This window comes from Phycisphaerales bacterium, from assembly GCA_040217175.1.
Taxonomy (GTDB): domain Bacteria; phylum Planctomycetota; class Phycisphaerae; order Phycisphaerales; family UBA1924; genus JAHCJI01.
Genome location: JAVJNT010000001.1, coordinates 84,255 through 106,344, shown reverse-complemented (window position 1 = coordinate 106,344; position 22,090 = coordinate 84,255). Strand labels below are relative to the sequence as shown.

General features: G+C 68.6%; 12 protein-coding genes and 1 tRNA gene. 6 read left to right on the top strand and 7 right to left on the bottom strand.

Annotated features, from left to right (window positions below):
* Positions 1-71: 71 nt before the first annotated feature.
* Genes RIA68_00480 through RIA68_00465 form a run of 4 tightly spaced genes read left to right on the top strand, consistent with a single transcriptional unit; the run spans position 72 to position 6,633 of the window.
* On the top strand, positions 72-761 hold the full coding sequence (locus RIA68_00480) for a hypothetical protein (protein MEQ8315907.1): 690 nt from the start codon (positions 72-74) through the stop codon (positions 759-761).
* Positions 682-2,172, top strand: coding sequence for a DNA polymerase Y family protein (locus RIA68_00475; protein ID MEQ8315906.1), 1,491 nt, complete (start codon positions 682-684; stop codon positions 2,170-2,172). The genes RIA68_00480 and RIA68_00475 overlap by 80 nt, the downstream gene beginning before the upstream one ends.
* 10 nt (positions 2,173-2,182) lie before the next feature.
* Complete coding sequence (locus RIA68_00470) at positions 2,183-5,908, top strand: OB-fold nucleic acid binding domain-containing protein (GenBank protein MEQ8315905.1); 3,726 nt, start codon at positions 2,183-2,185, stop codon at positions 5,906-5,908.
* Positions 5,909-5,931: 23 nt separating this feature from the next.
* Positions 5,932-6,633, top strand: a complete 702-nt coding sequence (locus RIA68_00465; protein ID MEQ8315904.1) for an SOS response-associated peptidase — start codon at positions 5,932-5,934, stop codon at positions 6,631-6,633.
* Between the two features lie 197 nt (positions 6,634-6,830).
* Here RIA68_00465 and RIA68_00460 read toward each other — a convergent pair whose 3' ends face one another.
* The 5 genes from RIA68_00460 to RIA68_00440 form a co-directional block, all read right to left on the bottom strand.
* Positions 6,831-9,266, bottom strand: coding sequence for an EF-hand domain-containing protein (locus tag RIA68_00460; protein ID MEQ8315903.1), 2,436 nt, complete (start codon positions 9,264-9,266; stop codon positions 6,831-6,833).
* Positions 9,263-11,659 (bottom strand): EF-hand domain-containing protein, encoded by a 2,397-nt coding sequence (locus RIA68_00455; GenBank protein MEQ8315902.1) that lies wholly within the window; start codon positions 11,657-11,659, stop codon positions 9,263-9,265. The genes RIA68_00460 and RIA68_00455 overlap by 4 nt, the downstream gene beginning before the upstream one ends.
* On the bottom strand, positions 11,659-14,175 hold the full coding sequence (locus RIA68_00450) for a GC-type dockerin domain-anchored protein (protein ID MEQ8315901.1): 2,517 nt from the start codon (positions 14,173-14,175) through the stop codon (positions 11,659-11,661). Before RIA68_00450 ends, RIA68_00455 begins: the two co-directional genes overlap by 1 nt.
* 35 nt (positions 14,176-14,210) lie before the next feature.
* On the bottom strand, positions 14,211-16,679 hold the full coding sequence (locus RIA68_00445; protein ID MEQ8315900.1) for a GC-type dockerin domain-anchored protein: 2,469 nt from the start codon (positions 16,677-16,679) through the stop codon (positions 14,211-14,213).
* Between the two features lie 420 nt (positions 16,680-17,099).
* A tRNA-Val gene (locus tag RIA68_00440) sits at positions 17,100-17,173 on the bottom strand.
* Between the two features lie 213 nt (positions 17,174-17,386).
* Here RIA68_00440 and RIA68_00435 point away from each other — a divergent pair.
* Positions 17,387-18,331, top strand: a complete 945-nt coding sequence (locus RIA68_00435) for a hypothetical protein (protein ID MEQ8315899.1) — start codon at positions 17,387-17,389, stop codon at positions 18,329-18,331.
* A gap of 2 nt (positions 18,332-18,333) precedes the next feature.
* Here RIA68_00435 and RIA68_00430 read toward each other — a convergent pair whose 3' ends face one another.
* Both RIA68_00430 and RIA68_00425 read right to left on the bottom strand, forming a co-directional pair.
* Complete coding sequence (locus RIA68_00430; GenBank protein MEQ8315898.1) at positions 18,334-19,281, bottom strand: ABC transporter ATP-binding protein; 948 nt, start codon at positions 19,279-19,281, stop codon at positions 18,334-18,336.
* An 18-nt stretch (positions 19,282-19,299) separates the two neighbouring features.
* The gene (locus RIA68_00425) at positions 19,300-21,795 is read right to left on the bottom strand and encodes a hypothetical protein (protein MEQ8315897.1); all 2,496 of its coding nucleotides are present in this window, start codon (positions 21,793-21,795) and stop codon (positions 19,300-19,302) included.
* Between RIA68_00425 and RIA68_00420 the strand changes: the two genes are divergently transcribed.
* Complete coding sequence (locus RIA68_00420) at positions 21,776-22,090, top strand: hypothetical protein (protein ID MEQ8315896.1); 315 nt, start codon at positions 21,776-21,778, stop codon at positions 22,088-22,090. The two genes, RIA68_00425 and RIA68_00420, sit on opposite strands and share 20 nt — an antisense overlap.

The following is a 22,090-nucleotide window of genomic DNA, read 5'->3' as shown; positions in this document are numbered from 1 at the left end:
CTGGAGCGAAAATAATAGCATTTTGTTTGGTTTTAACTTGCCTGACAGGTCTTTGTAAGGATACTCTCGGCATGGCCTGGTCACGGATCATGGCGGGGTTCGGACGCGGCGTGCACGAGCTGCTCGCGCCGGTACCGCCCATCGCCGTGTGCATGAGCATCGCCGCGGGCCACTCGGGCGACGCCGGATCGGAGCGTATGGCACGCGGCCTGATCGTCTGGATCGGCCGGCGGTGCTGGCCCTATCCGCCCGGGCTCGTGGGCCTGGGGGTCGGGCCGTCGAGCGGACCGGGAGGGTGCGCCAAGCTGCTCGAGCGGTCGGTCTACGTCGACCCGCCCACGCGCGAGGACCGCCTGTGGGCGATGGATGTGGCCCTGCGCTCCCCCGCCGCCGCCGTGGTGGTGGCCGACGCACGCGGGCTCTCGATGGCCGGCTCGCGCCGCCTGCAACTGGCCGCCGAGGCCGGGGGGGCCATCGGCCTGCTCGCGCGGCCGCCGGACGAGCGGGGGGAGATCTCCGCGGCGGCCACGCGATGGCTCGTCTCTCCCGGACCGCCGGACGCGCTCGACCCCGCCCGGCCGACATGGACGCTCCGACTGCTGCGCCGCAAGGGACTGCGGCCCATAACCGAGGACGCACGGGACTGGACCGTGCGGTTGGATGATGGCACGCGCCTTGTCAGTGTGGATGCCGATGCTGCCGATCGACCTGCTGCGTCGGCGCGACCGGGCCGATGGAGCCGTGCGGCCGGCTCGGGCTGAGCACGTGCTGGTCGCCCAGACCGTCGGCCAGCGCCGCGTCGTGGCCGCCTGCTGCGAGCGCTCGCGGGACGCTGGCGTGCACCTCGGCCTGCCGGTAGCCCAAGCGCGCGCGGTGCTGCCGGCCGGAACCGTGCGCCTGGAAGAGGCAACGCCGGGTTCAGACGCGTCGCGTCTGCGCGCCCTTGCGGTGTGGGCGCGGCGGTTCTCGCCGCTGGTGCAGGTGGATGGGACCGACGGGCTGTGGCTGGACATCACCGGATGCGCGCACCTCTTCGGTGATGAGGCGAGCATGTGCAGGGCCGTGCGCGAGGAGCTTGCCAAGCTGGGAATCTCAACACGACTGGCCATCGCAGACACACACGGCTGCGCATGGGCTCTCGCGCGTTTCGGCGAGGCGGAGATCACGATCGTGCCGCCGGGCGGGCAGCGTCAGGCCATGGCGCCGCTACCCGTCGAGGCGCTGGGAGTCGACTCGAAGACGATTCGCGCTCTGGACGAGTTGGCCATCGACCGCGTCGCACACCTGCTGGACATCCCACGAGGCGTGCTGCCCGCGCGGTTCGGCCGCGATCTGCTGCTGGCCCTCGATCGCGCCCTGGGCCACGCGATGGAGCCGCTCGACCCCGTGCGCCCGATCACGCCGTGCAAGGCCGAACGCATATTCGATGGATACACGACGAACCTCGAGGCCATCGAACTCGCGGTCCGCGAGGTGCTCGGCGAGGCGTGCGCGCAACTGGAGTCACGCGGCCGCGGGGCGCGGCAGTTGGTCGTCGAGCTGGGCCGATACGAGCTCGAGTCCCTCCGGCTGGCCGTTGCAACGAGCGTACCCAGCCGAGATCCCAAGCACCTCTGGACGCTGGTGCGGCCCAGGCTCGAGCGGGCCCACCTTGGCTTCGGCGTCGAGCGCGTGGCCGTGACCGCGACGCGTGATGCGCTCATGCCCGGATCACAAGCCGAGCAGTGGGAGGACCGCCGTCGCTCGAGCATGGCGGCGGCTGGCGAGCTGGTCGACGTGCTCACCGGACGGCTGGGCGTCAATGCCGTGCGCGGGGCGGTGCTGACCCAGTCGCACCTGCCCGAGCGTGCCTTCGACTGGACGGCACCGCTCGCCGCACCCGTGCACGATGTTCGCCCGCCGGGCACGCGGCCGACGTCGCTTTTCGAGCCACCGATGGAGACCACCGCCATGGCCCTCACGCCCGACGGCCCGGTGCACCGCATCCGCTGGCAGGGGGAGGACCGCGTCGTGGTTTCGTGCGTTGGGCCCGAGCGACTCGGCCACGAGTGGTGGCGCGGGCGCGGCTCGACGCGCGACTACTTCCGCGTGCGCTGCGAGGACGGCGCCTGCCTGTGGGTGGCACGCGCGAGAGAAACCGGCCGGTGGTACGTGCACGGCGTGTGGGCCTGAGGGAGCGGCGATGCCCGAGAACGAGTTTCCCAAGATTAAGATCCACCCCTTCCGCGAGGCCCAGCACCGCGAGGGCGTCGCCCCGCCGCCCGCGCAATTCGCCTCCACGCCCTACGCCGAGCTGGCGGTGACGAGTAACTACACCTTCCTGACCGGCGCAAGCCACCCCGAAGAGTTCGTCGATCGCGCCGCCGACCTGGGGCACGCCGCCGCGGCCATCGCCGACACCAACACCCTGGCCGGCGTTGTGCGGGCCCACGTCGCCGCCAAGGAGCGCGGCATCCCGCTGGCCGTCGGCTCCCGCCTCGTGATGAACGACGGCTTGGCGGTGCTGGCCTTCCCGACCGATCGCCCCGCGTACAGCCGCCTGAGCCGACTGCTGACGCTGGGCAAGCGGCGGGCGCCCAAGGGCGAGTGCCACCTCGAGCTGCACGACCTGCTCGAGCACCAGGAGGGCCTGCTCACCGTCGTCATGCCGCCGGCGTCGCTCGACGACGACTTCATCGCGGTGCTGCATGGGCTGCGCGACGCCTTCGGCGAACGGCTCTCGATGGCGGCCGCGCGCACGTACCGGACCGATGATCGCGAACGGCTTGACCAGCTCGCCGCACTCTCGATGCACACGCGGGTCCCGCTGGTTGCCAGCAACGACGCGCACTACCACGACCCTGCGCGCCGCGAGCTGCAGGACGTGCTGACGTGCATCCGCCACGGCTGCACCATCGACACCGCCGGCTATCGCCTGCACCCCAACGCCGAGCGGCACCTCAAGCCCGCCGACGAGATGGCCCGGCTGTTCCGCGATCTGCCGGGCGCCGTCGAGCGGGCGGCCGAGGTTGCGCTACGGGCAGCGGCCTTCAGCATGGACGAGCTGCGATACCAGTACCCCGCCGAGGCGTGTCCGGCAGACATGAGCCCACCGGCGTACCTGCGGCGCGAGACCCTCCGCGGGGCCGAGCGGCGCTACCCAGGCGGCGTGCCGGAGAAGGTGCTAGGTACGATCGAGCACGAGCTGGGGCTCATCGCCGAACTGGGCTACGAGGCGTACTTCCTCACGTGCTACGACATCGTGAACTTTGCCCGCATGCGCGGCATCCTGTGCCAGGGCCGCGGCGGCGCGGCCAACAGCGCGGTCTGCTACTGCCTGGGCATCACCGAGGTCGACCCCGATACGCACAGCCTGCTGTTCGAGCGATTCATCAGCCGCAGCCGCGGAGAGCCACCGGACATCGACATCGACTTCGAGCACGAGCGTCGCGAGGAGGTCATCCAGTACCTGTACCAGAAGTACGGACGCGAGCGCGCGGCGCTCACGGCCGAGGTGATCTCGTACCGCGGGCGCAGCGCCGTGCGCGAGGTGGGCAAGGCGCTGGGCCTCTCGCTCGACGGCGTCGACGCGCTGGCGCGCAACCTCGACCGCTGGGGCGACGATCCGGGCAAGGGCCGCGTGCGCGAGGCGGGCTTCGACCCCGACGACCCCACGATGGGCCGCATCATGCGTCTAACGCGCGAGCTCATCGGCTTCCCGCGGCATCTGTCGCAGCACGTGGGCGGCTTCGTCATCACCAACGGCCCGCTGCACGACCTCGTCCCCATCGAGAACGCGGCGATGGAAGACCGCACGGTGATCGAGTGGGACAAGGACGACATCGACGCGATGGGGATGCTGAAGGTGGATTGTTTGGGGCTGGGGATGTTGACGTGTGTGAGGAAGGGGTTGGAGCTTGTTGAAAGGCACGGAGGCACGGAGGCACGGAGGCACGAAGGAGAGGAATATGAGTCAGATCAAGACGTTTCGGGATCTCATTGCCTGGCAGAAGTCGATGGATCTTGCAATGCTGGTCTATCGCAACACGCGTTCGATGCCGGTCGAGGAGAAATTTGGATTGACCGTTCAGATGCGGCGGGCGGCCGTCTCGGTTCCATCGAATATCGCGGAGGGGTACGGGCGTCAGAGCAGGGCCGATTACGTCAAGTACCTCCGCATCGCCCGAGGTTCCCTGATGGAACTCATGACCCAACTCGAACTCGTCGAGAAGCTTGGCATGATAAACCAAGACCCGGCTCGGCTCAGTCTTCTCGAAGAAACGGACCGCGTGCTGCAGGGGCTGATCAAGAGCCTGGCACACAAGAGCGGCTAGCAACCTTCCCCCTCCGTGCCTCCGTGCCTTCGTGCCTTCGTGCCTCGAACACCTACCCGTTGTTCGCCCACCTCGCCTCCTCCCCCACCGACCCCGCCGTCTACGACATGATCTGCCACGCCGATACCGTGGGCGTGTTCCAGATCGAGAGCCGGGCGCAGATGTCGATGCTGCCCAGGCTCAAGCCCCGGTGCTTCTATGACCTGGTCATCGAGGTCGCCATCGTCCGGCCCGGACCGATCCAGGGCGACATGGTGCACCCCTACCTGCGGCGGCGGGAGGGGGCCGAGCCGGTCAGCTATCCGAGCGAGGAGATCCGGGCCGTGCTGGAGCGCACGCTGGGGGTGCCGCTGTTCCAGGAGCAGGCGATGCAGATCGCCATCTCCGCGGGTGGCTTCACGCCCGACGAAGCCGATGCACTTCGGAAGGCCATGGCCGCCTGGAAGCGCAAGGGCGACCAGATCTACCGCTTCGGGCAGAAGCTCGTCGGCGGCATGGTCGCCAACGGCTATCCGCGCGAGTTCGCCGAGCGGTGCTTCGAGCAGATCCGCGGCTTCAGCGAGTACGGCTTCCCCGAGAGCCACGCGGCCAGCTTCGCCATCCTCGTATGGGTGTCGTGCTGGCTCAAGCGGTACGAGCCCGCGGCCTTCTGCGCGGCCCTCATCAACAGCCAGCCCATGGGCTTCTACCAGCCCGCCCAGATCGTGCGCGACGCCAAGGAGCACGGCGTCGAGATCCGGCCCATCGACGTGAACCACAGTGCGTGGGATTGCACGCTGGAAGAGGGAAGGCACGAAGGCACGGAGGCACGGAGGCACGAAGAACGGAATGATGACCCAGGATCATGGGGGCGTAATGGGCCGGCGGTAAGGCTTGGGATGCGGCTGGCCAAGGGCGTGGTCGAGGCCGATGCGCATCGGATTGCCGATGCGGTGGAGGTGCACGGGCCGTTCGAGACCATCGAGAAGCTGTGGCGCACCAGCCAGGTCGGCGTGCGCAGCCTGCGGGCGCTGGCCAACGCCGATGCGTTCAACTCCATGGGGCTCGACCGCCAGCGGGCGCTCTGGCAGATCAAGCCGCTACGCGACGATCCGCTGCCGCTGTTCGACCCCGTCGATCAGGACACCAACCGCGACGCCGACGCGCTCGATGACCTGCCGGCCGTGCCAACCAACCGCATGGTGCTGGAGGACTATGCCAGCATGGGCCTGTCGCTCAAAGCACACCCGCTGTCGTTCATCCGTGAAGAGCTCGACGCCCGCGGCGTGACGCCCACGAGCGAGCTCCGCTCCGAGAAGCTGTGCCCGCAAGGCCGGGAGATCTCCGTCGCCGGCCTGGTGCTCATGCGCCAGCGGCCTGGCACGGCGTCGGGCGTGGTCTTCATCACGCTCGAAGACGAGAGTGGCATCACGAACCTCATCCTGTGGAAGGATACTTTCGAGCAGTTCCGGCGGGTCGCACGGCTCAGCCGCGTCATCCTCGCCCATGGCCGCATCGAGCGGCAGGGCGAGGTCGTGCACGTGCACGTCCAGAGTCTGGAGTGCCTCGATGATCGGCTGGAAGCGCTCGTCGCCCGCTCGCGCGACTTCCACTAGCCCCGGGGCTCTACCCTGCTCGCATGTGCGGACGCTACACGTACGAATTCACCTGGCGGCAGATCCACGAGCAGCTCACGGCGTTCGACCTGGCGCTGGCCGACGCAGCCTTGCAGTGCGCCGACCCGCCGCCGCGATACAACGTGGCGCCGACGACCGACGTGCCGGTCCTTCGCGGCATGGAGGAGGAACGGGGCGTCTTTGAGACCGCGCAGGTTCGATGGTGGCTCGTGCCGTCGTGGTCGAAGGAACCGAGCACGAAGTACCCCATGTTCAACGCACGCAGCGAGGACGCGGCCAAGAAGCCATCGTTCCGAGGGCCCTTCAAGTACAAGCGGTGCGTTGTTCCCGCCAGCGGCTTCTACGAATGGAAAAAACTGGGAGAGAAGAAGAAGCAGCCGTACTACATCACGAGGGCTGACGGCCAGGTGCTGTACTTTGCCGGCCTGTGGGACTGCTGGCGCGACGAGCTGGAGTCGTGCTCCATCCTGACGACCTCGCCCAACGCCGAGATGAGCGAGTTGCACCACCGCATGCCCTGCATCCTCGAGCCCGAGGATCTCTGGCAGTGGTGCGACCGTGCCCAGAAAGACGCCGAGGCCGTCCAGCCCCTGCTCGGCCCCGCTCCCGACGGCATCCTCGAGTCAAGACCCGTCTCGACGCGCGTAGGAAACGTGCGGAACGACGATCCGGACCTGACCCAGGCGATCAAGACACCAAGCTAGGCGACTCCAACACCTCGCCAATCCTCATCGACGATAGCTACCACGGCGCGACGATGAACGCCCCGGCGCGGCTCATCGATTCGATCTTCTACAACCACATACGACGACCACCGGCCACAACGCCGTGGAACGGAAACGCCAAACAACACCGACGGGGTGGCCGGCTAGAGCAAGAAGCTCGCTGCCGGGGCCGAGTACTAACACCCCACGGCGAATGCCGACTGGAACTCGAGGAAGTCGAACAGCGTCAGTGATCCATCGCCGTCGAGGTCGGCCCGGAGATCACCCAGGTCGAACGCGGACTGGAAGGCGAGGAAATCGAATAGCGTCAGCGATCCATCGCCGTCGAAGTCCGCGATGCACGTGGTCGGACAGCCGCGCCACTTGCCGAGGTATGCCGACTCGACACGATCACCAACGAAGCCGAACGTTCCAGAAACGTACAAAGCCTCGCCCTCGCCGTCGTCGAAGGTCGTGATCACCCGGCCGTTGTTGCGTCGGCTGGTTCCGACGCCACCGTCGACCGAAGACCACTCGCTCCCGTTCCATCGCGCGAGCCGAGCGAAGGGCTGGCCGTCGACTTCTTCGAAGTCTCCGGCGACGTAGAGCTGCGAGCCTCGACCATCATCGAAGACGCCCAAGCCGAACACGTCGTCGTCGGGCCCGCCCGTTCCCAAGGCTGACCAGGAAGCGCCGTCCCATCGTGCAACGTTCTCAACCGTGACTCCGCCGGCCGACGTAAAGCGGCCCGCGACGTAGAGCGCCGGCCCGCTGCCATCGTCGTAGACCGCCAAGTCGCGGATCACGCCGTTCACGCCCTCGGATCCTGGCGAACCCAGCGGCGACCAAGCCGAACCATCCCACCGTGCGATGTTCGTTGCCGCAACGCCGCCTGCCGCCGAAAACTGGCCGGCAAGGTAGAGGGCCGGCCCCCCGCCGTCGTCGAACGTCTCGAGTGCGAAGCCACTGCCAGAGATGCCGATCTCGGAACCGACTTGCAGCGGAGCCCAGGCACTGCCCGTCCACCGAGCGATGCCGTTCACGGCCTGCGTCCCAGATTCGAGGAACCCGCCCGTAGCGTAAAGATCGCCGTCGACGAACACGTGCAGGTCGGCCACCTCACGCGAGAAGCCGTCGCCCATGCCTTCCCACTGCTGGCCGTCCCACGACGCGACGCGCTCGACCGGTACGCCGCCGGCGTTCCGGAACGGGCCACCGGCCACGAGCACGGGCCGTCCGTCCATCTCGAACGACGCGAGGGCCACCACGCTCCCGTCCATGCCGCTGCCCAGCGCGCTCCACTCGGTGCCGTCCCAGGCCGCGATACGCAAGCCCGCCGCCCGGCCAGCCGAACGAAACTCTCCGCCCGCATAAAGCTTGGATCCTTGGCCGTCGTCGTGCACGGTGAGTGCGAGCGCGGTAGCCTGCAATCCCGTGAACGGCGGGGCCCAGGCTTCGCCGTCGAACTGAGCGATCCGATTGCAGAAGATCTCGCCGCTTCGAGAGAACGATCCGAACGCGTGCAACTCGGGGCCGTCGACGCCTTCATAGGTCTCCAGTCCCTGGACGCTGTTGCTAAAGCCCTCGCCGACGCGGTCCCATTGCCCCGTCCAGCGTGCGACGAAGTCGAACCCGATCTCGCCGTTGGCGGCGCGGAACCCGCCGCCCGCATACAGACCGGGTGAGTCACCGCCTTGGACGACCTCGAGCGTCGCGACACCACCATCGACCCCGCCGCCGACTTCTTCCCAGGTCGTGCCATCCCATCGTGCGATGTTCTCCGCGGGCTGGCCGCTGGCCTCAGAGAAGGCCCCGCCGACGTACAGGGCCTCGCCCGATCCGTCGTCGTACACGGCCAGGGCGCCGACATCGTCGTTGACGCCAAAGTCGAGGAAGCCCCAGCTCGTGCCGTCCCACTTGGCGATGTTGTTGACGATCTCGGGTCCGGCCGTGATGAAGCGACCACCGACGTACAGCTCCGGACCGCTGCCGTCGTCGTAGACCGCGAGCGTCTCGACGCGTCCGGAGACGCCTTCGCCCAACGGATGCCAGCGATCTCCGTCCCACTTGGCGATGCGATTGACGAGTTCACCCCCAGCGACCAGGAACTCGCCACCCACGAAGAGCGCAGGCCCGCTCCCATCGTCGTAGACGGCCATCGCGTTGACGCGGCCGTCGAGGCCGCTGCCAAGACGCGACCACTCGGATCCGTCCCACCTGGCGATGTTGTTCGTCTGCCGCCCGTCGACGAGGCCGACAGAGGCACCGTAGTAGAGAGCCGGTCCGGTCCCGTCGTCGAACGCGAGCATCGCCTCGGCGATCTGTGGCTCGCCCGCGCCCAACGCCGACCACGTCCGTCCGTCCCATACGGCAAGCCTCGAGATCTGCTGGAACCCGACCTGTTGGAACACGCCCGACATGAAGAAACGAGGCCCGCTCCCGCCATCGAAGTTCGCGAGGCTGCGCACGTCACCGTCGAGGTAGGGAACGCCGAAGACGTCCTCGGCCCAGGCCGGTTCGCAGTCCTGCGCCGAGGCCGACGATACGGCGCACAGCAGAACGACCACGACCGCCGCGGGGGCGCACGCCCGGTTCAGTGAACGCTGAAAGAATCGGAAACCGCGGGCACTCATGGGCATCCCCTCGAAAAGGCCGTCTGGAACGCAAGGAAATCGAACAGGGTCAGGCTTCCGTCGCCGTCGAGATCGGCCCGGGCTTCGCCCAAGTCAAACGCCGACTGGAACGCCAGGAAATCGAACAGCGTCAGCACGCCGTCGCCGTCGAAGTCGGCCACGCACGGCTCGGGCTCGCAGCCGTACCGGCCGATCGCCCGGGCCGCGAGGCTGCCGAGCTTGGTGAACTCGCCGCCCGCATAGAGGGCCTCGCCGCCGCCGTCATCGTGCAGCGTCAGGGCACGGATAACGGCGTTCGCGCCGCCCGTGAACAACTCGTAGCTGAATGGATACCAGTAGGCGATACGCTCGCGCTCGAAGGCGCCAGGCTCGTCGAAGTCGCCTGCGATGACCAAGGCCGGGAACAGGCCGTTGTCCCATCCCTGCATCGCCTGCACGGCCTCGCTCGAGCCCGTCACCCCCGGCCCGAGCGGCGTCCACGATCGTCCGCTCCAGCGAGCAACGTTGCGGGCCGTGAGTCCACCCGCCACGCTGAATTGCCCGCCGACGTAGAGCGCGAGCCCGTCGTCGTCGTCGAAGACTTCCATCGTCGTGACGGGGCCGTTAACACCGCCCAGCAGCCGAGACCACTCGACGCCGTCCCATTGCGCGATGTTCGTGACGTCGGCGTCGCCGATGAACGTGAACTCGCCACCCGCGATGAGCCGAGGCCCCGACCCATCGTCGAAGGCAGCAAGGGCGTGCACGCCGCCGTTGGCACCGCCGCCCACGGGGCTCCACTGCAGGCCGTCCCAGCGAGCCACGCGAGCAACGTCCGCCGCCCCTGACTGCGTGAACTCGCCCGCGGCGTACAGCGCGCTGCCCGAGCCATCGTCGAATTCGATGAGGGCCTGTACGGGCCCGTTCAGGCCGGCGCCCATCGGCAGCCACGTCGTCCCGTTCCAGCGTGCGACGTTCGCGGCCGGCAGCCCGTCGGCCGTCGAGAACGCACCGCCGGCGATGATCGTGCTTCCCGAGCCGTCGTCGAAATCGAGCAGCACTTCGACCGGTCCGTCGAAGCCCGCCCCGAGCGGCGACCACGCGCCGTCTCGCCATCCGCCGATGTTGTTGGTCACGGTGCTGCCCGCGAACGCAAACTCCCCGCCGGCGATCAGTAGCGGACCATCGGCGTCGCTGCTGGAAAGCAGCGCCCGGATCACCGCATTGCCACCCAATCCCTCGTTCAGCGGCGACCACGAGCCGTCTTGGAAGCGAGCAATGCGCTGTGCGCCCGTCTGGCCAGCCCGACCGAAGAGCCCGCAGGCATAGAGCGCCGGCCGACCGTCGTGCTCGAAGCTCGCAAAGGCCGTCACGCGATCGTCAACGCCGGACGATGCGGGCAGCCAGAAGCGTCCGTTCCACACGCCCACGCGCGTTGGTCGCGTGCCACCAGACTCGAGGAAGTCGCCGCCGGCGTACAAGCGATCGCCGCCGCCAGAATCGTGCACGTGCAGCGCGAACACGGCGTCGTCGACGCCCGGACCAAGACCCGACCACGTCGCGCCATCCCAACTCGCGATGTTGGCGACGGATCCACCACCCGCTTCGTCGAACCGGCCGCCGGCGTACAGCAGTGCACCGTCGCCGTCGTCGTAGACCGCCAGGGCCTCGACTCGGCCATCGATGCCCAGGCCCAGGGCCGACCACTCCAGACCGTCCCAGCGCGCTACGGCGTTGGCCGTAACGGTACCGGCCATGTCGAACGCGCCTGCGACGTACATCGCAAGCCCGGAACCATCGTCGAACGTGGCAATCGAGGTGGCTACGCCGTCGATGCCTTCGCCCAGGTTCGTCCAGCTCAGGCCGTCCCAGCGAGCCACCGACTGCATCGGCGTTCCGCCGGAGCGATCGAACTGGCCGGCAGCGAAGAGTGCGACGCCGTTCCCGTCGTCGAAGACCGTGACGCCGTTGACCCAGTCGTTCAGGCCGCTGCCAAGGCGAGACCACGAGTCTCCGTCCCACAGGGCGATGTTCTCCGCCGGAGCGCCGCCGGCGCGAGAGAACTCTCCGGCGACGACGAGTCTTGGTCCCGACCCGTCGTCGTAGACGCACATCGACCGGACCTCGCCGTTAACGCCTTCACCAAGCCGCGTCCACGCCTGCCCATCCCAGCGCGCGATGCCCACGAACTCGGTATCGCCCGGCACCTGGAACCTGCCCCCGACGTACAACGCTTCACCGGAGCCGTCGTCCCACGGAACCATGACGCGGACGAGGTTTGTCAGACCTGCGATGGCAAAGTCGGCGTGCTCCCACGTGCGCGTGCAGTCCTGCGCAGCGGCCTGCGCCGCCAACGCAGCGGCGACCGTCAACGCGAGCAACGCCCGCATGGGCAACATCGTGATCCTGGCCATCATGGGCACCCCGCGTCAAACTCGTTGGAGAACAGGAGGAAATCGAACAACGTAAACCGGCCGTCGCCGTCCAGGTCGGCCCTTGGCTCGCCGAAGCTGAACGCGTTGGAGAATTCGAGGAAATCAAACAGCGTCAATTCGCCGTCGCCGTCGAAGTCCGCGATGCACAGGCCCGGACAACCCACCCACACGGCCGTGTAGTCCGAGGGCGAGCCGGTTGACCGGGTGAATCGACCGCCCGCATACAGGCGATCGCCGTCGCCGGCGTCGTAGCCCGCCAACGCCCACACCTCGCTGTCGAGGCCGGTCCCCAGCCCAGGCCCAGTCGCGGTAGGCATGCTCTCCCACCGCAGTCCGTCCCACCGGGCGATGTTGCCGGCCGCGATGCCTCCGGCGGTCTGGAACAACCCACCCGCGTACAGCTTCTCGCCCGAGCCATCGTCGAACGCGAGCAGCGAGATCACAGAGCGCTCGCCGACACCGATCTCGGTCGGTCCAGACAGTGGCTCCCAGTCGACGCCATCCCAACGGGCGATGCGGTTGACCACGCGTCCGCCGGCGAGGTCGAACTCCCCGCCGACGTACAGGGCATCGCCACGGCCGTCGTCGTAGACCTCGAGCACGAAGCCATCAAGGCCGCCCGAGCCCGACCGGTCGAGGCCCTCGCCCATCGGTCCTTCGAGGCCGGACCACGCGGTCCCGTCCCAGCGCACGATCCGGCCAAACACCTGCTCACCGACCTGGTTGAAGCTGCCGGTGATGAACAGCCCCGGCCCACGGCCGTCGTCGAAGACGTGCATGTCGGACACGAAGTCGTTCATGCCAGCGACGCCGTCGACCACCAGCGGGCGCCAGACGCCGTCCTCAAGTCGCGCCACGCTCCTGACGGTCTCTTGTCCGGCCATCTCGAAGTCACCGCCCGCGTACAGCGCGGGGCCCGTTCCGTCGTCGTAGACGGCAAGCGCAAGCACCGGTCCATCGAACCCCTGCCCCACGGGCGTCCAGGCCTCGCCGTCCCAGCGGGCAATGTTGCGCGCGGTCTGCTCGCCCGCGCGATTGAACACGCCCCCGACGTACAGGGCCGAGCCGGACCCATCATCGAAGACGGCCAGCGCCCGGACGATCCCCTCGACGCCCTCGACGTTCTCTTCCTTCACGCTCGACCACACCTGTCCGTCCCAGCGGGCGACGCCCTGCGAGGGCTCGGCCCCGCCGATCTCGAAGTCTCCACCGGCAAACAGTCGCAGCCCATCGCCCTCATCGAACACCTCGAAGGCGGCGACGGAATCATTCAAAGCCGTTGGAAGCGTCCGCTCCGAGCTCCACGATTCGCCGTCCCAGCGCGCCACGTTGCGCACGGCCTGGCCCCCGGCCCGATCGCTCGTCCCGACGGCAAAGAGCGCAGGCCCGGCGCCGTCATCGTGCACCACCATGGCTTCGACGATTGCCGGGCTGGGCGTCTTCGTCAGCCCGCTGTCGACCGTCGACCACCCCAGTGCGCCCCAACGCGCAATCGCGGCGACGGGCATGCCGCCCGCGCGATTCATGTTTCCACCGACCATGAGCACCGGCACGCCGTCTTCTTCAAAGACCTGGAGCGACGAAACGTATCCGTTGACGCCCACGCCCATGCCCGACCCAAGCGCCGACCACGAGTTGCCATCCCACCGGGCAATGCCCTCGGCGATCACGCCCGACATGACGAAGAAGTTGCCGCCCGCATACAGCACCGGTCCGGAGCCGTCGTCGTAGACCTCCAAGGCCGCCACCGAATCGGTCGTGCCGAACCCCACGCGATCCCAGGCGAGCCCGTCCCATCGCGCGATGCTCTGGGCGCTCCTGCCGCCGGCCTGCGTGAATGAGCCGCCAACGTACAAGGCCTCGCCCGAGCCATCGTCGTAGACGGCGAGCGCGCCCACGCCCGCGCTGCCGGCGCTGGTCAGGCCCGAGCCCAAGGTCTCCCAGCGCGTGCCGCTCCAGCGAGCGATGTTGTTGGCCGGCTGGCCGTCAGCCGTGCCGAAGTCGCCGGCCGCGTACAGGGCGGGACCACGACCGTCGTCGAAGATCGCCATCGCGAGGACCCGGCCCTGGATGCCTCCGCCGAGAGAAGACCACGAATTCCCGTCCCACCGGGCGATGTTCTCTGCGGGCACGCCGCCGGCGGAGGCAAAGCTGCCGCCGACGTACAGCGCAGCGCCGCTCCCGTCGTCGAAGACGATCATCGAGTTCACTTCGCCCGCGACGCCGCCGCTTATCTCGCTCCACTCTTGGCCGTCCCACGCCGCGATGGCGCGCGTATCGGCGCAGCCCGCTGCATCGAAGCGACCGCCGATGTAGAGCAAGGAATCGCCCGAGCCAACGGCACCGCTTACTGCCGCGTTAACGCGGTCGTCCGTGCCCTGCTGGCAGAACACGCCGTCGGCCCAGCCCGGCACGCAATCCTGGAGCGCCAATGCGGTACGGGCACCCAGCACTGCACACACGCACCAGAGCGAAGCAAGACCAGCGCGAGCCATGTGAGATCGAATCACCTCAAATCCTCCTTGCCGAATCACGGGCAACCCACCGCGAATGCACTCTGGAACGCCAGGAAATCGAACAACGTCAGAGCGCCGTCGCCGTCGAAGTCCGCCGCTGGCTCGCCCAGGTCGAACGCGCTCTGGAACGCCAGGAAGTCGAAGAGCGTCAGCGAGCCATCACCGTCGAAGTCCGCCGGGCAGACGGTGGCGCACGACGATCGCCGGGCGATCTGCGACGAGACCACGCCGTCGATCCCATCGAAGAAGCCACCGGCATAGAGCGCCGACTCCGAGCCCGACGCAAAGTCGGCAAGCGCGAAGACCTCGCCGTCGACGAAGGTCGCGACCGCCTCCCAGCGATCGCCCGTCCACTTCGCCAGCCCGCCGGCGGGAATCCGGCTCCCCGGAGGCCCAACCTGGCCGAACGGGCCAGCAACGTAGAGTGCTGCCCCGTCGCCGTCGTCGTGCACGATCATCGCGTTCGCGTCGCCGTTCAGGCCGCCGTCGACCGAGAGCCACTGCGTCCCGTCCCAGCGTGCCACGCCGTCGAGGCGAACGGTGCCTGAGAACGTGAATTCGCCCGCGGCGTACAGCGACTCGTCGCCGGGAGGCCCGAACACCGCCAACGCATGCACTTGCCCGTCGAGCCCGTCGGCAACCGCCGACCAGGCCGAGCCGTCCCACCGTGCGATGTTGACCGCGTCGACGCCACCCGCCGAACGAAACCGTCCGCCGGCGTACAGGTCGCCCCCCCACGATGCGAGCGCTTCGACCACGCCGACAATGCCAGGCGCACTGGTCGGCCCCAGCGGGGCCCAGCGATCGCCGGTCCACTGGGCCACGGCTTGTGCCTTCTCGTTGCCCGATCGCCGGAACTCGCCGCCCGCGAAGAGGCTCGGACCGCTCCCGTCATCGTGGACGGTGAACGCCAAGACGTCCGTGTCGAGCCCCTCGCCCACCACGCTCCACGCACGACCATCCCAGCGCGCGACGTTATTGACCGCTTGCTGGTTGCCCACCGACGTAAACCGACCACCCGCGTAGAGCGCCTCGCCGCTGCCGTCGTCGAAAGTGGCCAGTGCCCGGACGCTCGGCGTGAACGGGCCCCCGAAGCCGGGCAAGGGCGACAGCCACGAAGAACCGTCCCATCGCGCGATCTGCAATGCGGGCTGGCCATCGACCGACTCGAGGCTCCCGCCCACGTACAAGACCGGCCCGTCGCCCTGGTCGAACGGAGCCATCGCGAAGACCGTGCTCGGTGGGAGCCCAGAGCCGAGCGAGCGCCATCCGCCCGGCCCCCAGGTCGCCACGTTGTTCACGCGGGCCATGCGGCTGGTGAACTCGAATCGGCCGCCCGCGAATAGACGCCCATCGAACTCGGTCAGCGTAGTGACGGACCGCTGCACGCCACCCTCCGGCGACGTCCATTGCGAACCATCCCAGCCAAGGATGCCCACGTCCTCGCCGCGCGAGCCCGGCCGTTCCAGCGATCCGCCCGCGAAGAGCACGCGGCCTTGCTGGTCCTCGAATTCCAGGATGGCGCGGACCTCGTCGCCTTCCAATCCGTCGCCGATCGGGCGCCAGTCGCTCCCGTCGAACTGAGCGATGAGCGATGCACCGACCCCGCCGATCTGCTGGAACGAACCGCCGATGACAAGGACGCTGCTTCCGTCGAGTTCGGTCGCATGCAATGCCGCGACGGTGCTATCCGGTGCGCTCCCAACGGTGGACCAGGCCGAGCCGTCCCATCGGCCCAACGAGCGCACGCCGGCGGCCCCCGTCGCCGACGTAAATACGCCGCCCACGTACAGGTCGGCGCCGTCTCCATCGTCGAACGACTCCAACGCCAGCACGCGTCCGTCGACGCCCGCGGCAAAGCCCGGGCCGAGGCGCGACCATTCCGAGCCGTCCCACCGCGCGACGTTCGATGCCGAAACACCGCCCGCACGGTCGAACTGGCCGCCCACGTACAACGCCGGGCCATCATCATCAACGTGCACCACGAGGCAATCGACGATGCCGTTTACGCCCTCACCGATGGGGCCCGTGACGGGCCGCCACGCGCGGCCGTCCCACCGGGCCAGGCTGCTGGCGTCCAGGCCACCGGCGCGAAAGAAGTCGCCGCCGGCAAACAAGGCCGGGCCGCGGCCGTCGTCGAACACCGCAAGCGCGCGCACCTCGTCGCCCGTCAACTGGCTGCCCGTGATGCTCGTCAGCGACTCCCAGCTCTGGCCGTCCCACCGGGCGACCATCGACGCCGACGTGCCCCCCGCCGAGAAGAACTCGCCCGCTACGTACAGCGCGGGGCCGCGGCCGTCGTCCCACACCACGGCATCGCGGACGTCCGAACTCACACCGGGAGGCAGAAAGAGGTTGGGCGTCCACTCGGGCTCGCAATCTTGTGATGCGAGCGAGGCCCAGGGCATCGCCGCCACGCACGCCAACGCCGCAACGATGGCCCAGCAACGTCCAATCGACGCGCAACGAACGACGGTCTCCATCCAAGCCTCCCCGAGAGCAAACCAAGTCCGATATCCCACCACCGCTCGCATCGAAACGAGGGCTCGTTGGTGTGTACTCCGGCCACTGTGGCGAAGTTGCAATTTTTCCGCAAAATGGCCGAGATTGCCTGCTCTTGTGACTCATGCAGGAGTGGAGGATCGGCCTTCCGCGTACGAGCGTGGTGACTGCACTTCGGCGCCGCCGTTCGACCGGGAGGTCGACGCGGCGCCCAATACCTTGTTCTGGCTGCAGTTCGCGCCAGGCCAAGTGGCCGTGTTGTGGCTGCCGAACGAACGATTGGCGTTCACACGGCACCAATTGGACTCGGAGAATCCGGGAGCCGGACGGCAAAGCAGCGATGGCAGAGGCGGTTCCGCGGGGCTCATCGGCAGACTGCCGAAACCCGCACACGGACCGAATGGGCGATACAGGACTTGAACCTGTGACCTCCTCGATGTCAACGAGGCGCGCTAGCCAACTGCGCTAATCGCCCGGGTTGTCGCCACCGGCCACCATCGGCGTTCCGGCGGGCCACGAGTATATCGGCCCGCAACCCCCGGGGCGACAGTCCGTACAATCCGGGGGTCGCCCCACTCCGGGCACGCCATCGAGGCGTTCGCCCGGCCCCGCCACGGCGGCGACCCGACCCGGGCCCTCCCCCCACCGCTAACGGTGGACCCCGCGCCCGTAGACAAGGAGGCCGCCGATGCGTGCCACGCTCCCGTTGCTTCTCCTTTTCGTGGGCTCGATGACCGGCACGGCGCTCGCTCAGGACGCACCCGCGCCCGCGACCCCAGCGCCCAGCACCCTGCCCGGCGTCGAGCCCCCGGCCGAGATCGAGCGGCCCGAGGACGTCCAGGAAGCCCTGAAGGCCCACCACCTCCGACGCGAACAGCTCGAGGTCGAGCTCCGCCGCATCCGGCACACCTACTTCCGCAACCCCCGCGCGAAGGACCTGCGGGCCGCCGGCATCGAGAAGCTCAAGGAGTACAACGACCCGGCGATTTTCGAGTCGATGATCGAGATGTTCACGCGCAGCGGCGACGACGTCATCGAGGCCATCATGGGCCACCTGGCAGAACTCGACACGCCCGAGGCGCTCGCGACCATCGCCTGGACGGCCGTGTTCGACACGCACCCGCGCCGCCGCACAATGGCGACCGACGTGCTCGCCCAGTCGTTGCACAACCGCGAGGCCCCGCACACGGTCAAGAGCGTCGTTGCCGACGGCCTGCGCCGCAGCCACGACCCGCACGTCGCCAACGCCGCGGGCCTGGCCGCGACGCTCAAGATGGCCGACGCGATCCCCGCGATGATCGCCAGCCAGGTGGTCGGCCGCGGCACGGGCAGCGACGGCGGCGCGCTGGCCTACATCCTAATCGGCCAGCAGCAGGCGTTCGTGAGCGACCTCGAGCCGGTGGTTGGCGACAGCGCCGTCGCCTTCGACCCCGAGCTCAGCGTCGTGACCGAGGGCGTCGTGCTCCGCGTGCTCGACTCGGTCGTCGTCACCTACCGCGTCGAGGTGCACGAGGCGCTCGTCCGCCTCACCAGCGACCTGAGCGGCAAGGACACGAGCTACCTGGGCTGGGACGTTCCCAAGTGGCGGCGGTGGTACACGAAGGAATTCTTGCCGAGCCGCGGGCCGACCTAAAGCTACTGGACCAACCCCTTCGTCAGCCGCATGAACGCCGTCTCGAGGTTCACCGCCTCTTCGGTGAAGCTTGCCAGGCGGAATCCAGCGTTGATCAGGATGCTCGGCACGTCGGCGATGGCGACGGCGCCCTCCTGGTCGAGCGTGGCGTGGATCTCAACGCCGTCGTCGCCGTCGACCAGGTCGGCCTTCTTCACGCCCGGCAGCTTCTTGAGCACCTCCGCGGCCTCGGGCGAGCGTTCGGTGACGCGGATGTGCAGCACCTGCCCGACGCGGGCGCGGCCCAGGGCCTCCCGCACGGTGCCGGTGTAGAGCAGCTTGCCCTGCTCGATGATGCCGACCACGTTGCATAGCTCGGCCAGCTCGTGCAGGATGTGGCTTGAGATCAGGATGGTCTTGCCCATCCGCTTGAGTTCCTTCAAGAGCTCGCGGATCTCGATGCGGGCGCGGGGGTCCAGGCCCGATGCGGGCTCGTCCATGAGCAAGACCTTGGGATCGTGCAGCAGCACGCGCGCGACGCTGAGGCGCTGCTGCATGCCGCGGCTCAGGCTGTTGACCTCGGCGGTTGCCTTGTAGGTCAGGTCGGTGAGCTCGAGCACGTCGTTGACGACGGTGCGGCGCTGCTTGCCGTGGATGTCGTAGGCGGCGGCGAAGAACTCGAGGTACTCGGTGACGACCATGTCCTCGTACGCGCCCATGAAGTCGGGCACGTAACCGATCAGCGGGCGGATGAGCCGGTTCTGGTAGCCGATGGTGTGGCCGGCGACCTGGGCCTGCCCGCTGCTGGGCTTCAGCAGTGTGGCGAGGATCTTGATGGTCGTCGTCTTGCCGGCGCCGTTGGGGCCGATGAAGCCGAAGCAATCGCCCTCGTCGATGGCGAGGTTGAGGTTGTCGAGCGCGACGAGGTCGCCGTAGCGCTTGGTCAGGTTGATGGTTTCGATGATCGGCACGAATCCGCCCTCGCTAGGTCAAAAGTCCGGTCCCGCCGAGTCGCCGTCTTCGTTACCCGCAGACCCCGCAGCTTGGGTCGCCGAGATCGTCGGCGGCGCCGGATCCAGCGGATACACCCACCGCACGAACGTGCGGCCGCGCAGGTTCGGATCTCGCCCGTCGATGGTCATCGGCGTCGGGCACGGGGCCCCGCCGCTCGACCCACCTCCGACACCCATGTGCCCGAGCACGATGATGCACGGACGCGTCATCCAGACGCCCAGGTCCATGCCGTGCATCGCGCGCCGCGTGGCTGCTCCGTACTCGGCGCTCCCGCCCGAACGCGCGTCCGGAGGCGCGCCGATCTGGCTGATGAGGCTCGCGATGGTGAGTTGCTCGCCCACGCTGCGTGCGTCGCCCGGCAAGTCCTGGCGGTCGCCCAGCCCGATACGCGGCGCGCCGCGGCGGTCGAGGAGTTCTCGCAGCGAGACATCGTCGGTGCCCGAACGCCGCGTGACCGCCTCCAGATCGAGGTTCACGCCGGGAGACCATGGGTCGCCCAGCCGGAACGCCGCCGCGTCCATGATCGGGCGGTTCGGGCTCACGCCTGGCTGCACGTCGAGCATGCCGTGGTTCACGATGATGACGACGTCGTACAGGTTGCCGGGCAGGTCATGCACCAGCCGGCCCGTGGCCTCACTAGTAAGGTCGGTCGCCGGCAGGCCGAATGGCCGTGGCGTGGCGGCGAGCGCGCCCGGAGAACTGCCGTCGCCTACGGGCGTCAGCATGGGCCACTGCGTCGGACCGGCCCACTGCACGGCCAGTTCCTTCATCGTTGATCGCACGGGGAAGGTCATCGCATCGGGCCGCGCCGCCAGCAGGCGGTAACCGCGATTATCAGGAAAGCTGCCGAGCCCCGTCGTCAGTTCGGGCGTCATCCAGGGGCTGATCGTGGCAACGAGCGACCCGTCACCGGGCTGCTCAGCGTCTCCGACCGCGACGGTTGCCTGGCCGTACCAGGGCACGATGAGCCCGGCCCACGTGCGCGTTCGCTGGACGTTCTGGCCGTAGACGTGGTCGATGATCGTGAGGTGGGCGCCCTTGATGCTCGCGGGACTGAGCAGCACGGCGCCGCCCCAGGCAATGCCGGTGAACAACGCGGTAACGCCGAGGAACGCCATCCATGCGTGCTTGGCCCGGCCAGTCTTCTTGAGCACCGCGAAGCCCAGCGGCCCGGCCACGAGCCAGTAGGCAATGAACACGACAAACCCCAGCAGCACGCCGGCCGCCGGGCTGCCGGTCTGCGCGATGGCGGCGTCGATGCTGTGGTCGTACGCGCGCGCGTACCGGCCCGGCGCCATGCCCTGCTGGGGGCTGGCTCCCGGGCCACGCAGGCTCCAGGGACGCAGGTCGCCGCGGCGGCCCAGGATGCGGTGCCAGAAGCTCTCGGCCGAGGGCGCGCCGATTCGCGCGAGCGCATCTTCGCCTGCGTCGAGGCCCACCAGCGTGACGTGCCCGATGCCGACCTGCCGGCGTACGACCAGGGCGTCTCCCTGGGGGTCGGCGATGATGACGGCGGCGTCCTCGGGCAGCGCATCTTCGCGGGGCTCGAACGTGTGGGCAACGACCGTGGGTGGCAACACGATGTCGCTGCGAACGGTGAGGAAGGGCCGGATCGGTCCGGTCGGATAGCTCGGGTTGCGCGTCGCCGTCACGCTTGGCATGATGTCGAAGAGCGGGTTATTCAACTCGCCGGAGAGCCAGGTGCCACCCACCTGCGGCATGATCACGACCAGATGGCCGCCCTGCTGCACCCAGCGCCGCAGCGTGTCGGCGCGCTCCGCGCCGAGCGACACCGGCTCGCCCTGGGTCCATACGAACACGCCGTACTGGCTCAGGCCCGGATAGGAATCGGGCATGGTCGATGGGTCCAGCCGTGTCGCGACGATGGTCGGTTCGTGCAGGCGTGAGTCGTATGCCTGTGCCTGCGCCTCGGCGTAGGCCGAAAGGCCTGCGGGCCTCGTGCCGATCACGCCGATGAGTCCGGCCGTCTCGGGGGCCAGCCCGCGCGGCGACAGGAATGCCTCGCCGACCAAGCGACCGGCACGCGGCAGGCCCGCGTCGGCCTGCTCGGCCTCGTACACGCGTACGAGGAGCCGATCGCCCGACGCGAAGCGATACGGCAGCCGCACGTACGCCCAGATCTGCTGCCGCTGGCCGGGGTTCGACGCCAGGCCCCGCTCGTACAGGGTTGTGTCGCCGTCGGCGTCCTTTACTTCGATCCTGATGAGCAGTTCTCGCTGCCGGACCCCGCGGTCGGTGACGCCCAGCCGCAGCCCGGCCCACGAACCTCGACGCACGAAGTCGCCGAGCCCGAACTCGATTGCCTCGACAGCGACCTCGCCCTGCCCGATGCCCAGCGCGGCCATCGGGTCGGCAAGGTCGTCTTGGGCCCCCAGCGGCGAGGCCAAGACCACGAGTGCGATCAGGAAAGCACTCAAGAAGCGAACCCAGGTGCCCGATTCACCTGGCATGGCCTTCGGACCCGAAGCCTGGCTCATCGTGTTCGCCGCCGGGGCGATCGGCATCGGCGGAATGCTGCTGTCGCTCGCCTCCGCCGTGCGCCGTGGCTCGGCGCTGATCGACCTCGAGGTCCGCGTGCGGCAGCTCCAGGCCGAGCAACGCCAGCGGATGATCGAGCGCGGACTGATCGAACCTGATGAGGGCGAGGTCATCGAGGTCGGTGAGGTAGACAAGATCATCGAGGTCGAGCCCATCGCCGAGCCCGACCCTGCCAGGGACGCGGTCGCCCGATCGCAGGCCGCCTGA